Below are 14,272 nucleotides of genomic sequence, written 5' to 3'. Positions count from 1 at the left end.
CATTCATGCAAGGCGGAAGGACCACCTGTTCATCGGCTTTAATAACGTTCTATAATTGCCTTACAAATATTAATCCGAAACCAATTAAATAGAGTAAAAAATCTAACTAGCTTTTGTCCAAAAGTGAGCTTGAAAATGATCAAACTTTATTATCAAGAAATGACATTCGTCCTCAGATAAATTATCAAACTATTGCGTTGTTACCGCTCATGACAACCTTAATTTTTTATCAAACTTTAATATGGTCATACAAGACCAGATTCAGGCTGCTTTAGAAGCCTTCAGGCTTGAGCATAATCCAACATGCGCTTATTACCCAGTGGAATTGGTGTTTACCGAAGATTAGGTAAAAATATATAAATAAGTCCATGAAGGTATTCACTTCATGGACTTTTTTGTGAGAATAAAACATTTACAAATCTACCGTTAGACTCTAACGGGCATTATTAGAGTAACTAACTCACTAATATCAAAAGTAATTAATATAGCCGTTTTTTTGGTAAAATAAAATGTCACGGTTTCACCAGACTGTTTTGCAAGCGCATCAGCAAGACAGGACGGATTAACGCCGACTATCAAATTCTCACATTGGTTTATTTCGGACTCTATCAACTCTGAAAACTCGTTAGATTGGTCGCTACTTGATACCGACATTTGCACGGTTTCACCAATATCAAATTTAATAACGGGAATGCGTTCAAGAGCCGCTACAGCATGAAATCGTTTAACGGTACTCTTTAGCTCTGCCAAATTAAATGTCACTCCGTTACGTCTATCAGTTGGTATTACTCGATTGGTATCAGGGTAATTACCATCACCAAGGATTGATATAACAGAGGTGTCTTGACTGACAATAGAGGCTTTTTGTTCATCAAATTCAATACTCACAACTTCATCATCGTCCAAGTTTTGAGCTAATACAGCCGCCATTAATGATGTAGGCACTAAGTAATTACCATTTCCAGAACATGTTAAATTCCTATGTTGTAATTGGCTAAGTCGATGGCCGTCTTTGGCGCAAACCATAACGACTTGATCGTCTATCTTCAAATTTACGTGGCACAAATAATTTCGAACATCATTCTTTGCCACCGCGTAACTCGCAGAATTAAATAGTGAGGTGAGTTGTGAAATGGAACATTGGATAGTAGAAATAGGGGCATTTATTATGGGGGCAGAGGGATATTCATCGGCATTAAAAATGGGCGACTTCAATTTACTTTTGCCGCTTTTCATTAATAGACTTTCATTTTTTATTTCAAACTTTGCGATATCGGCAGATAAAGCGTTCAATACGGCACTTAATCGCTTGCCTGACATGCTAAACGATACAGGGGTGTCAATCTGTGCAGGTAATGTTAATGAGTTGAACTGAGTGCCATTAGAGGCGCTAAATCGGACTTGACCATTATCAGCTTCAATTAAAACGAGTTCAAAAATTGGATTAACTTTACTATTAGCGTGATTGCAAATAGTTTGAATACGATGTTTTTGATCTAACGGTAAAGTGAACATATTGAGCGCCTTTGTTTGTGTTGTGAGCTATGTGTTCTATGGTTACATACACTTTAAAAGGCGCAACTATCTCAAATTAGGTTATTCAAATTATCAATTTTCACGTCAAATTCAAGTGAGCGAATGAATGTTATGTTAGCTATTTGACTATTCACATGAGTAAACAGTATTTCAGCATTACCTGAGCGTTTAAAGTTGCCTAATGAGATGTCTTCTCCAACTTTCATAAACTTATCTGAATCCATGCCGTAAACCGAAAAATTAGCAGCGTGAGGATGCTTCTCTAAGAAAGCCTTGGCAATTTTCCACGTAGAAGCCACATGAAATGTTAAGTTGCCCCCTGCTAACACTGCATAGCTTTGATTGCTTTCTTGTGACTGTTGGTTAGAACCCGGTCCAGTGGCATCGACAATCATAAAATGACTATTTTTTTTACTAGAAAGCATCAATATATAGTTTATAGCGTGTTTGGGTTGAGGTTTTGAGCGGAATTCAAGACTCAGAACTTTTATCGATTTTTCAGACCATATCGCTACCATTGCAAAAGGGAGAAACTCGATTGATTTACGTAAATCCTTAAAAAACGTGAGTAATTCTTCATTGGTAACTTCAGTGTTATAGCGTAAATCCCGAACAGATAATTGATGGAAGCTACAATCAACAAATATTGGCATCTCTGTTGGGTTAATGGGTAAGGTATTCTCATCGGGTTCAATCATACTTGTAGAGTAATTAAACTCAGGACAGGGCGGGACATCATTCGGCCGAAGCGAAATTTCAGTCATCATGTCAAAACCCTTTTCTTCATAGTCAGACACCCGCCGACTGAGCTCCAATTTAATGTTATAAGCTGAATGCCAAATTTTCTTATTATAGAAATGCCGGGTCGTTCCATTGTTAAGGATGGAACGTTGTAGGCCGTAATTTTGTTGGCCATCATGCTCTATCATGAGCCGTACAATATGTTTCGTATCTGGATGTTGTAGCACGATTAATTTTTCAATAAATTTATAAGGATGCATAATTAAAACCCCACGCCTAATGTGTCTTCACTCCATGACTCGATACAATCTTCTGGAAGTTCAGTGAGCCATTTAGTAGAGTCCTCTTTAACGACATTCTTATTTTTCACCGTTGGTTTTACAGGTTGAGAGAACGGTATCACCACATTCCCATGTTCTTGTTTGAAAATCTGGTCAATTGAGCTGGGTTGTTTTGAACAGCCACGAAATTTGTAGTTATTTAACGGCATTACTTTGCGTAGCGCTTTTGCTTTATTGAATTGACGGTCATGCAAATTCAACAATGTAGAAACTAATTGAATGTCACCACAGTTATTCAAAGCTGATATCGTTTTAAGGCCGCGACGTAAGCATGATGCTTTATAAAACATCAAATTTTTCGTATTCGTTGTATAAGGATTGACGCCGTTCAAGCGGTCATGAGTGTTTGCCCACATAGCTTGTTTGGTTTCTTCTGCAGACATCTGAGATAAGAACGATTGTCCATTCTCCATATCAATGATGCAGTATACTCCGTGTAATTCACTTGGTTCAGCAGACACCTCATGAAATACTTTTTGATTAGCATGATCGAGTTTGAATGAGTCATTTTCATATACGGCATTGATCACGATATTTGCAATGCTAGTTTGGGTTTTAAGCAATGACACAAGGCCGCTCAAGCTATGGCTAATTTCAAATTCAAAGCTGAATTTAGCTTCATGATAGCGAGCTTCTAACTCCATTAAGTCTCCAGTGATTTGTAAGCCAGAATCAATGTAAGGCGATAATGCTTCAACCAGCGATGTAGGGATCACATCTTTCATCGTGAAGAAATCATGGCCGAATTGAAATCGGGTGCTTAATGAGTCGGTAACGAACTTAGCGATATCATCTAGCTGTTGGTTATTCAATGGGTGAGCAAAAGCATCTGTCATTTGTTCTAATGTAGATTTGATAGTATTCATGTTGAGTAATCCTAATATTCAGTAGAGTAAAGAGCAGAGCGCGTATCACTCGATGCGTTAATCATGTTGCGCCAATCTTTAGCCCCGCGTCGATATAGTGCGACACGGCGCATTTCCGTTGCCCAAATGCTATTCCATGGGGTATTGCCCATTTTCATTTCAATTTGATTTTGGGCGATAGCATCTAATTCCTCGATACTCATATAAGAAACATGGACGGAACCATCCATTAAAACGCTGCGACAATACCCGCCAGTGCAAGCGCCACGGACACTGGGGTCAATGGATAAAGACGTGACAAAATGCTCAACGTCGTTATTAGCCACTTGGACTCTAAATTGGTCTTTTTCGTAAACCAGTGTTGCACTGGTATTTTTAATCACATTAAATTGAGTTGCGATGGCGATTTCACCACGATAACCAGGATAGAGTTTAAGTTGCAATTCACCTGTTTCAGTATAAGAGGGCATTACATAAGCCAGTTTCTTCACAGGGTTAAGGGATAGGCCTAAACGACACATATTCAATAATAATTCGTAGACAGACCATGGTGCCGCCTCGCTAAAAGGGGTCGCCGTGTTTTCAGAATTAAAAATGATATGGTTTAAATAATTAATCTCTTCATTTAGATCAATTGATTGGCCAATGACTTGGGAACTTAAATATGCAAAGCTTTCAGTGAAAACATGTTGAAATGGGATGATATTCATAACTGGCTCCTAAAAAAGATAGGTTTAATGTAAATCAGATTGCTAAACCCGCAACTACACATCTAATACCCATGTTGAACGGCTTTTATCATGGCCATACCAATTGCCTGTGGAGAGGGCTTCATTGAAATCATCCAATAAAGTAAACAGTTCATCAGTTGAATCAGTGACTTTTCGTTCTGATAATTCAAAGGTTTCACAATTGTCAGCGTCTTTGTACTCTGTGGCGACAAAACAAAAGTGTTTTACTGGAACGCCAGCCAAATTAGCCACGTAGGTATAGAAGACTTGCTGTAAATCATAACGAAGATCACGTATCTGATAGCCAAACTTAGTGGGGTTAGTGGTAAGGGTGGTCTTAAGATCAACGGCAATCGCGTCATTACGCAGCCAATCAAATCTAACTTTAAGCAGTAACCCCGTTTTAGGGCATCGAGCAATCATAGAGAGTTCTGGATAACCGTCACTAATTAACCAATCTGCTTTCGGGTGCGCTCGGGTACTTTTTTCAACTCGAAAGGCATCATCCCATACGATATGGTCAATAACGTGTTGTTCAATGAGGTTTTCCCAAATAGGTTGAGATGGACTAATTTCGAGAATTAATTCAATTTTCATATCACGGCCTAACGAGGTATCAATACCATAAAATGCTGCCATTTCATTGAGTTCTGTATCAGTGCGAAGATAATTTGCATAACGAGCATCTAAAAATTTACAGATGGCATTTTCGCGTAGCTTTTCAAAAATAGGCAATATAGGGTCGCTTTCGTATAAGCGCTCCACTAATGCCATTCTTGCGCCTGAAACGGGCAAGTTACGGCTAGCCAACGCTTCTTTAAGCTGTGGAATAGTATCAATCAAGGGTAAATCAGGGAAATCATCAGGGGTCGGGTTTTTCATGTAATTACCATGAAAATTGTGTGGTTCAAGCACAAGCATATGTCCATAAGTGCCCGCATCAAATGTATGTTTTTGTTGTTTAGATCTTAGACGGCAAATATCTGAAAGGTATTGTCGAAAGTAATGATGGCGACCTTTGGCAAAGGTTTTAATCCCCGTAGAACTGTGTGCGTCTAAGGAATGGTAAACGGCATTAGGCATATCAGTATAAATACCCTCAACAATATCACCAGAATCGGTAAGGAAGTTGGCCTTACCATTAGCTCCGTAGGCAGGTTGAATAAAGTCATGCCAAGTAGATTGTGATTTGAGCGCCGTATTCATAATTAAACCCTTTTGTTTCGATTTCTAATATTTATAATCACATGAAAGTCGAAACCCGCAACTGCATTACTAATCAATAACTTAATGTGCAGTTGCGCGTTTTTAAAGATGTGTAAAAATGAAATAAAAAATAGCGCGTCCCAAATAGACACGATGTTAAGACGATAAAACGAAAACATTTGATATATCTGTTATATCGAATAGGGAGTTATCAATGGGAAAATGGTTATTTTGTATATTAATGCTGTTAGTGAGTAGTTATGCCTTTTCAGAAAGTCAGCATATATATGAATTCAAAGCTTTATCAGCTTCCGTGTATTTGGAAGATAACGAGACAATTGACCAAGCTGTAAACAGAGCAAAATCAATGTTGCAGATAAACGCTGTATCAATGACGCCAAAGTTTGTAAGCCTCGATACGCATTACGATAGCAAAACGGATGAAATTATTGAGAAAGGTTTAATTGCTCAAGGGGCCAATGTTCGTGTGTTTAATACTCAATATGAACGAGGACTGGAGGATGGTCGAATTGTGCTACACGTTACGGCCGATGTGTCGGTAGATATTTCAGCGATGCAAGCAAAGCTTGGGAGTGAGAAGCGTGAACGGCTATTGGAATCAACCATAGATGATTTATCGAATGAGTACCAAAAGCTATCAGCAGTAATTGAAAAGATGAAACGGAATATCACGTTAAGCAATCTTGATGCTCTTGTTGTTACCGGTTATTACGCAGCGTTAAATAGTTCATTGACTGTAATTGACGGTGATGCGATTAAAAATCAATTACTGGCTCATAAGCAAGGCACTACAAGTAAAGGGAAATTGAAAGCTGAGTTGCTTGCAGCTTATGAAATGTTTGTGTTGCCATTCATGGCCAACCCAATGGTTGACTACCAAGTGCTTGATATTATTCCACATGAATACGCAGTTGCGGAAGTTAAGATCCGAGTTACGATAAATCGAAAGGGTGATTACAACGCGCCTTGGTATCCATCATTGCAAAACGGTGCAGACGTTGAATTATGTAATAAGTTCTTTTATGGCTGTGACGCGCTGGTGTATACCAAGTTAAAGGAAGTTGAGGTCAAAGAAGTGTTAAGGCCGAAATATTGTGGTGATTCATTGTTTGAATTTCTCCCTTATTACGCGCCTGGTGCGAAGTCATTCAGTGATGACAATAACCAAATTCGGTGTGGAAGTTCAAAAAAGTATGCTTATAAAAATATGAATTTCTATCAAACCGGTTATACCAATATGCGGCCTATGGCACAAATGCCAAGTGACCCCATAGTATTTACGGATGCATTTAAAGAATTATCGAATACATCCTTTTGGTTGCACATCAATATTGGTGATGAAAAGTTCAAAGTGAACATCAGCAACCTTTTGATTGAAGACGTCACTATGTCGGCATTTATGCCTGAAGCAAAAGCCATTAACGGGTTAAAAGTTGGGTTTAAGGTTGAGGGGGAAACATACGATATAACATCGCATAAGTGGAAAGACGTATCAGGCAAACTATTACGTTTTCAAAGCAGACAAATTGCATTTTATTAATTAAGGACTCACAAATGAATAAATTATCATTATTGTTTATTGGATTATTGCTTGCGGGTTGTGCGACTGACCCCGTAGAACAGTATGTTGAACATCAAGAAACACTAAAAGAAAAAGCCGTAGATAATGCTAATGCTCAATTGGCTAGCGTGCCAGATTGGTACTTAAATCCGCCTAAAAATGATGATCTGGGCATCATGGGTGTAGGTGCAGCATCGTCAAAAGACATGAATCACGCATTGAAAAAGGCACGTTTACAAGCTGAGTTCGAGCTAGCTAAAAACTATCGACAAGAGCTTTCTGGCTCTGAACGGGTATATGAGCGTGAAAATGGGATGGGCACACTCGTGCAAACGAGCCAGTTCTTAATCGACAAGCTGGTTGATTCGGTTCCGATTGTTGGTTACGACATGGTAGACCAAAAAATCCAAGTACTTCCTGACGGACGGTTTCAGGCTTATAGCTTATTAAAACTGCCATATGATGAATTCAACAAGGTGCTTCAAAGCATTAAGCTTGATTCTCAAGATGCTCGCGAACTAGAAGCTTTTAATGACTTAGAGCGACGATTAGAAGCAAAACGTAATCGTAAAGCTGATGAAGCGAAACGAGACCATGAACGTAAGATGGAATTAATGCAGCAACAACAAATGGTGTTGTCAGATAAGCCTAAAACTATCGTTAAGCCAGTTGAACAACCTAAGCCAGAAACAGTGAAAAGCACAGTTAAATCGACCTTTTTGGATATGGTTAATTAATTATGATGTTTCGTAACCATCTAGTCGTAACCACAGCGGTAGCTATTACCGTTGTAAAACACGCTGATTTTGCATTGCCGTTGTGGTTGCTGCTGGTGGCTATTTATGTGGGCTCTTTGCTACCAGATCTGGACCATCCAAGTTCTACGATAGGAAGGCGCTTTCTATTTATTTCATTGCCGTTATCAGGCTTATTTGGGCATAGACAGATCACTCATTCATTGTGGCCATTTGTCATCATATTATGGGTTTTTAGTTATGAGCCAAGTACAATGACTTTAATTTTAGCCTTTATGATTGGGTATGCCTCTCATTTGCTGGCGGATTTAGTGTCTGATAGTGGAGTACCATTATTTTGGCCGTTTCAGAGGCGCGTGGGTATAAAGTTGTGTTCATCAGGCAGTGTGATTGAGCCGATAATTGCATTCGGCTTACTGGGCTTATCAATCATTTATTAAGGACGTTATATGAAATCGACACAAGATGACTTTTTAGATCAAGTGCTTTTATCCAAAGAGGATGTTAGTGAAATACCGGATATTGTTTCAGCCGAGGTATACGAACGCATAACAACTCAAGAACTAGTAGATATTATTAATGAGTTTAGTTTCAGCAATGCCGATGTTGCGCTCGCTGCAGATGATTCAATGTTTAGCATAAACATTGAAGCTGGCAGGGTACTATTTTTCAGTAATAGCTCTTGGTCAACGAGAAATGGTGAGACTTTCTTTGGCATTATGGCAACGCTGCCTGTTGGCTTTGATTTAAATTTTATTTCAAAATTCAATCAGAACACCAAAATAGGACGACTTTACACCATAGACCAGAGTAACGACGCTACAATATACCGCGTTGATATTCACATGAATGGTGGAGTGACCAAGCGAAATATTTATTACATGATCAATACTTTTATAAATTGTTATAACCATCTGTTCTCGGGGCTAATATCAAATGAGGGTGTCTATGAACATTAGACTACTCAAAACAGTGTTGGTCTTAGGCGTGTTGGGCGCAGCTGCGGCTTGGTATATTACTGATTCTAAAAATAACCAAGAATCAGTGCAAGCTGAGATGACAACCAATGTCTATGGTGATTGGGTCGCTGCAGAAGGCTTTTGTAATACAAACGTTCAAGGCATTGATGGCGTCGACATAACGAACGAATTTTTTGTAAAGAATGGAAAACGGACACCCATTAAGCAAGTTCTAATTACTCCGCAAGAATCCACCATGGATATGTGTAACCAGGGAGTAATAAAATATGATTATGAGTTTACGCTCTTACCCATAAATGAAACGTTCCACCATGGTTCGATGGGGGCATTTGAGTTGATTAAATCGGTAGAAGACTCTGTTATTTATTTTAAAATGAGTCAAGAATTTAAAAAAAAATATGAATTGTTTCACGCTAAAATCAAATGATTTTGGCCCAGTTGCCGGTTTTGAATGGAGTGTAAAGATATAACTATCAAACAACTCACATTAATAGGCATAGCTAATGAACACAATTTTAGATCATCAAATTCAAAAAACAGATGAAGACTGCTCAACGCATAACGTAATGTGCACATTCTCAACCTGTAAAGGTAAACGATACACCCGGCTTCGTGGTAGAGAATTAAAATTAATAAAGTTTCATTCTAAATCGAGTGAGATTCAAAAGTCTTTGGCTTCAGCCGAGCTCGAGAGACGCAATTATATCGATAGCCAGGTGTTAGGAATTTCATTTGATATAACCCTTCATGCAATAGATAGGCTTAGTACCCTCTATTTGCATAGATTCATTAATGAATTCGATGGCGAACGTGGGATTAGCAGTTGGTGTAATAGCCTTGTAAAAGAAGCCTTAACCCAGCACCAAGACCTTTTAGGGCTAAACGAATTTATCATTAGACATGAGGGCATCAACTTTACCTTTAGGGCTAGTGATTATGCAGATAACTCCTTGGTGTTAACAACGATTAATTGAGAAGCAAGGAAAAGAAATGTTTGTAGAAATTAGTAATCATCCTTATGTACTCATGGTTATAGCCATGATCTGCCTTGGAATATCATTTGTATTTTTAAGAAAAGTAAAAGGATTAAAGTCTGCACAATTCATTATTGAAAACCAATTTAAACCGATTGATAAAGGCGTGATAGAAGAGGGGTTTCGTTTTTTTCAAGGTGATGAATTAACCCGATATAAAACCTTAATTGTTCGCATTAGAACTCTGTATGGACACGAGGGGGTCAAAGTAGGTCACATGGCGTGGATAATGCAAATAATGACGAAAGTATTGATGTCCACAGTATCGAGATACCAACCTTTAAAGGGTAGCTTTAGCTTAAAGAAAAAGGCGGTTTAATAAGCCGTAAAACAACATAGAGGACAGTTGTCATGACATTAATCGTAAAAAAGCATCAAAAAATTGGAACAAATGAAGTCTTTATAGATGATCTTATGGTCGGGGTATTCGAGCAGATGACGCCTAATAATGACATCTATTCATTTATGTCTAAGTGTTCTCACGACAGGCTTACGGGTAATCATTACATTGCAATAGGTGAACATTTAAATAAACTTAATAAGACAGTATAGGATACGGTTGTATGTATTTATTTTTCCTAGGCGTTTCGGTTTTAACAGGCCTTATATCTCTTGTGACTAGAAGCCATATAACTGTTCAATATATTTTCGGTGTTATTTGTGTATTATCGGCAATAATTGCACTAATCGTGATCGGTAATCCTCATTATCAATGCAGCGAAATCGGGAACCTGAATAAGAAATAAGGGGGATTAATTCCCCTAAGTAGTGAGAAGTTAATTGAATAATGTGAAGGTCTTGTCATGGCACGTCTCAACTCAGTAAAAATGACGTATGCAATAAACCGTACTGGAGAGATAGTTTCCATTGATAACGTTGATAATGGGTTAGAGTGTAATTGCATATGTATCGATTGCAATGGTCAACTGGAAGCCAAGCAAGGCGCTAAAAACCAATGGCATTTTTCACATCATAAAGATAATGATGCAATCAACTGTCAATGGTCTGGTGAGAGCGAACTTCACATCAAGGTCAAAGAATATCTAGATCGATATAAAAGGCTGACTGTCCCAATTGGTTTTACGAACCCTACTTCTTTAGATATCCAATTTGATGAGATTCAATTAGAAAAAAGTTTACGGCCAACTAAGCGCATTCCCGACGTGACAGGTTATTGCGCCGGTGAAAAAATTTTAATTGAAGTTAAAGTGACTCATGAAGTCGATCAACAGAAACGCATAGATTACAAAAAGGTTAATGTTTCAGTCATTGAGTTGGACTTTAGCGATTTTACTTTTATAGACACCAGAAGCAAACCCCTACCTCAGAGATGAAATTAGAAATACTGTCACGTCTCGCTATAGCGATGTTGCCATGGCTGTTAGCCACAATTAAGCGGAGAGCCGTATGCGCTGAAAGGTGCACGTACGGTTCGGAGAGGAGAAGCAGAGAAATAGTTCGACTACGCTCTGCCTCTTACTCTACTTTGGGTCGGTAATCGTTGGGCCTATTTAGCGGTTGTTCTAGACCTGTTTTCCCGTAAACCTGTTGGTTGGGCGTTGTCATTATCGCCTGACAGTGAGCTGACCTGTAAGGCCTTGAAAATGGCATTTGAGTTAAGAGGGCAGCCTGAGAATGTGATGTATCACAGCGATCAGGGCTCGCATTATACTAGCCTAAAATTTAGGCAGTTATTATGGCGTCTTCAGATTGAGCAAAGTATGAGTCGTCGAGGAAACTGTTGGGATAATGCACCAATGGAGCGTTTTTTTAGAAGTTTGAAATCTGAATGGGTACCTGTAAATGGCTATGGGAATTTTACAGAAGCAGATAAAGCGATCACAAATTACATCACTGGATATTACAGTGAAACTAGACCCCATCAATATAATGGTGGGTTAACGCCAAATGAGTCAGAACGTTTATATTGGAATGACTCTAAAACCGTGGCCAATTTTACTTGACCACTACAACATTAGGTTTATAAGAGGATAGATATCAATAATGGACGATGAATTGGCTCAAGTCTTTGGGTATGAGAGCGCAGAAGATTACAATCGCTCTATGGCGGAACGGGAAAAATTACGTAACAAATCGAAAGAATTCTACAACAAAAAACCGAAAGATTGGCCAACAATAAAATTTAACTGGGATTACCGTCCTGAATGTCAGCGATATTGTTTTGACAGTATAAGTAAGTCTGTATTTGATAATACATACTCAAATGGACTTGTTCTTGGACATATGCCTTTAAAAGAGTTCGATAAATATTTATGCCATTATAGTCGCAGAGATGGTGATGAACTTTGGAAACTTGGCTCTCAGTCTAAATTAGCAAAAATGATTGTATATTTATCAGAGGGTAAACCAATCACGCCTCCAGTCATTAAGCCTGTTGAAAATAAAGAAGTTATTTTTCAAGGTGGACATCATCGCTATGCAGTTGCAAAAGCTATTGAGCTTCAAGAAATTTCTATTTATGCATATGCAGAGAACATCGAAGAACTAAACGAGTTTATGAATATACGTTGGGCAGAAGCATAACAAGAGACTAAGAGTGATGCTCAGCGCTTGGCATTTTGGGTTTGTATCAGCTTTAGTGTCTACGGCACAATGGTTTAGGTTAGGTGGTCACGTTGCTCACACCTTAACGCGACATTACCGCATATCCGATAGCCATACTTTCCCTAATGACAATCATTACTCGAAGCTCTTTAACTCTAACAAGCTTTGTCCAGAAATGAGTCAAAATATCTGTCGATTTTATTTGGCTACTAAATTAAGGCATTATCTAGTTATTCTATTTCTAAGATATTTATTTATGACTATTTCTAAGATTTTACTCTCCCTGACTCTTTTTATTTTTAGCTTTGTTTCTGTTGCTGAAGGTAATAGGTCTAACGACTCATTTACTAAAGCTAAAACGATGCTTGAGCGACAGGTCTATCAAGATCATCGTCTGACTCTCTACTGTGGTGCAAAATTTGACGCTAAAAAGAATATCGAAGCTCCAGAAGGCTTTGTGACTACTACTCATTTAAAAAGAGCTAAAAAAGTCGAATGGGAACATGTGGTTCCTGCTGAGAACTTTGGCCGGGCTTTTAGTGAATGGCGTGATGGTCATAACGAATGTGTCAATAGCAAAGGAAAGTCATTTAAGGGAAGAAAGTGTGCTGAGAAGATGAATACAGAGTATCGATATATGCAGGCCGATATGCACAATCTTTTCCCTGCAATTGGTGCCGTCAATGCACTACGTAGTAACTACAACTTTACTATGCTGCCATCAGCGAAATCTGATTTTGGTAATTGCGACATGCGAATTGATAATCGCAAGGCTCAACCTCCGATAGCGGCTCGTGGCATTATCGCTCGAACATATATGTATATGGAACAGACTTATCCTAAATACAAAATGAGTAAGCAACAAAGTCAATTAATGCAGGTTTGGGACAAACAAGATCCTGTTTCTCTATGGGAATGTAAACGTTCTAAACGTATTGAAAAGCTTCAAGGCAATGCAAATAAGATTGTTGATAGTCGCTGCGAATCTATTCAATAGTGAATTAACTGTTTAGTTGACTGCTGTATTTCATCTTATTGCAATGCTTATACTGACTCCACACAGATAGATGTGTTCTCGTTGTAAATTGATAAAATGTGACTAAATATGCAGTAAACGCTGCATATTCTATTTTTTATAATTACATGCAGAACGAGCTAATAAAGCGCTAAAACACGTTAAAAGTGCATTTTAAATATCATTAAAGTACAAATTTTTTATCGGATATACAACTAGTAGTGTAATTAACATCGTTTCTATAAAACTGACTAATTTTTGCTGACTACATCTACCTGTTGAAGCATGCCGCCATTTTTTAGTGAAAGTATTTTATTACTGTATTTATATAATCATGACACTTTTCATTGATAAACCCATGTCTTTAACTTCTAGAACTTTTTTCATTGAGGTAATATATTGTGATACGAATTTATTTAAATTGTAGGAGATACAAATGAGCCAAGCTAACACTATCACTGAAAAACGTGCTATCGCACTAGAAATTCTAAGCAACAGAAACAGTATTAAAGGTCTGTTTTCGGAGCTTCATTATGAAGATGTTACCAAACTAGTAAACCGAGTTAATACAGTTTATAACGCACTCAAAAAACTAAAGGATACTGAGCAGGCTGAAAATGCAGCTAAAGCATCTAAGATTAAAGAAATTCAAGATTTATTGTTAGCACAAGGATTAACACTTGAAGATTTAGCAAGGCAATCTACCGCATCAATTAAACCTCGCAAAAAACGTGTAGTAGCCAAACTTGAGTAGATAAATTGTTCCGAGCCAGCCGGAGCACTGCATCAACCTAGTTTTCGATATCTATGCTAATCCGTGAAAATCTAAATTAGATCATAGACGGACTCACACATGTCCAAAAATAAGTTAGTGAACAAAATATAAGGCAATAGGTGTTATTTACTTATATTTTGTTCAC

General features: G+C 38.1%; 16 protein-coding genes and 1 pseudogene. 12 read left to right on the top strand and 5 right to left on the bottom strand.

The window, feature by feature from the left end:
* Positions 1–426: 426 nt before the first annotated feature.
* From dnaN to H5185_RS17380, 5 genes are all read right to left on the bottom strand, one after another.
* Positions 427–1,515, bottom strand: a complete 1,089-nt coding sequence (dnaN, locus tag H5185_RS17400; protein ID WP_182742725.1) for a DNA polymerase III subunit beta — start codon at positions 1,513–1,515, stop codon at positions 427–429.
* A gap of 71 nt (positions 1,516–1,586) precedes the next feature.
* Positions 1,587–2,537, bottom strand: coding sequence for a hypothetical protein (locus tag H5185_RS17395; RefSeq protein WP_182742724.1), 951 nt, complete (start codon positions 2,535–2,537; stop codon positions 1,587–1,589).
* 2 nt (positions 2,538–2,539) lie between these two features.
* A complete protein-coding gene (locus H5185_RS17390) occupies positions 2,540–3,484 on the bottom strand; it encodes a recombinase RecT (protein WP_182742723.1) in 945 nt (314 codons plus the stop codon).
* Between the two features lie 11 nt (positions 3,485–3,495).
* Positions 3,496–4,194: a recombinase RecT gene (locus H5185_RS17385; RefSeq protein WP_182742722.1), complete on the bottom strand. Its 699-nt coding sequence runs from the start codon at positions 4,192–4,194 to the stop codon at positions 3,496–3,498.
* A gap of 54 nt (positions 4,195–4,248) precedes the next feature.
* The gene (locus tag H5185_RS17380) at positions 4,249–5,421 is read right to left on the bottom strand and encodes a PD-(D/E)XK nuclease-like domain-containing protein (protein WP_182742721.1); all 1,173 of its coding nucleotides are present in this window, start codon (positions 5,419–5,421) and stop codon (positions 4,249–4,251) included.
* Between the two features lie 214 nt (positions 5,422–5,635).
* Here H5185_RS17380 and H5185_RS17375 point away from each other — a divergent pair, with 214 nt between their 5' ends.
* The 12 genes and pseudogenes from H5185_RS17375 (at position 5,636) to H5185_RS17320 (ending at position 14,106) form a co-directional block, all read left to right on the top strand.
* Positions 5,636–6,982, top strand: coding sequence for a hypothetical protein (locus tag H5185_RS17375; protein WP_182742720.1), 1,347 nt, complete (start codon positions 5,636–5,638; stop codon positions 6,980–6,982).
* Positions 6,983–6,996: 14 nt separating this feature from the next.
* A complete protein-coding gene (locus H5185_RS17370) occupies positions 6,997–7,740 on the top strand; it encodes a hypothetical protein (RefSeq protein WP_182742719.1) in 744 nt (247 codons plus the stop codon).
* 2 nt (positions 7,741–7,742) lie between these two features.
* A complete protein-coding gene (locus tag H5185_RS17365; RefSeq protein WP_182742718.1) occupies positions 7,743–8,198 on the top strand; it encodes a metal-dependent hydrolase in 456 nt (151 codons plus the stop codon).
* A 9-nt stretch (positions 8,199–8,207) separates the two neighbouring features.
* The gene (locus tag H5185_RS17360) at positions 8,208–8,717 is read left to right on the top strand and encodes a hypothetical protein (RefSeq protein WP_182742717.1); all 510 of its coding nucleotides are present in this window, start codon (positions 8,208–8,210) and stop codon (positions 8,715–8,717) included.
* Complete coding sequence (locus H5185_RS17355) at positions 8,707–9,165, top strand: hypothetical protein (protein ID WP_182742716.1); 459 nt, start codon at positions 8,707–8,709, stop codon at positions 9,163–9,165. The genes H5185_RS17360 and H5185_RS17355 overlap by 11 nt, the downstream gene beginning before the upstream one ends.
* A 76-nt stretch (positions 9,166–9,241) precedes the next feature.
* The gene (locus H5185_RS17350; RefSeq protein ID WP_182742715.1) at positions 9,242–9,712 is read left to right on the top strand and encodes a hypothetical protein; all 471 of its coding nucleotides are present in this window, start codon (positions 9,242–9,244) and stop codon (positions 9,710–9,712) included.
* A gap of 16 nt (positions 9,713–9,728) precedes the next feature.
* Entirely contained in the window at positions 9,729–10,091 is a 363-nt protein-coding gene (locus H5185_RS17345; protein WP_182742714.1) for a hypothetical protein, read from the top strand.
* A 484-nt stretch (positions 10,092–10,575) separates the two neighbouring features.
* Positions 10,576–11,106, top strand: a complete 531-nt coding sequence (locus H5185_RS17340) for a competence protein CoiA family protein (protein ID WP_182742713.1) — start codon at positions 10,576–10,578, stop codon at positions 11,104–11,106.
* Between the two features lie 141 nt (positions 11,107–11,247).
* A pseudogene (locus H5185_RS17335) lies at positions 11,248–11,736 on the top strand (IS3 family transposase); the annotation flags it as partial.
* Between the two features lie 40 nt (positions 11,737–11,776).
* Positions 11,777–12,316 carry a transcriptional regulator gene (locus H5185_RS17330; protein WP_182742712.1) on the top strand — a complete coding sequence of 180 codons (540 nt, stop codon included), beginning with the start codon at positions 11,777–11,779 and terminating at the stop codon, positions 12,314–12,316.
* Between the two features lie 277 nt (positions 12,317–12,593).
* A complete protein-coding gene (locus H5185_RS17325) occupies positions 12,594–13,334 on the top strand; it encodes an endonuclease (RefSeq protein ID WP_182742711.1) in 741 nt (246 codons plus the stop codon).
* A gap of 454 nt (positions 13,335–13,788) precedes the next feature.
* Entirely contained in the window at positions 13,789–14,106 is a 318-nt protein-coding gene (locus H5185_RS17320) for a hypothetical protein (protein ID WP_182742710.1), read from the top strand.
* Positions 14,107–14,272: the final 166 nt, after the last annotated feature.

The sequence above is a fragment of the Shewanella sp. SG44-6 genome (genome assembly GCF_014164185.1).
GTDB classification, from domain to species: Bacteria; Pseudomonadota; Gammaproteobacteria; order Enterobacterales; family Shewanellaceae; genus Shewanella; species Shewanella vesiculosa.
This window is presented reverse-complemented; position numbering and strand designations above follow the sequence as displayed.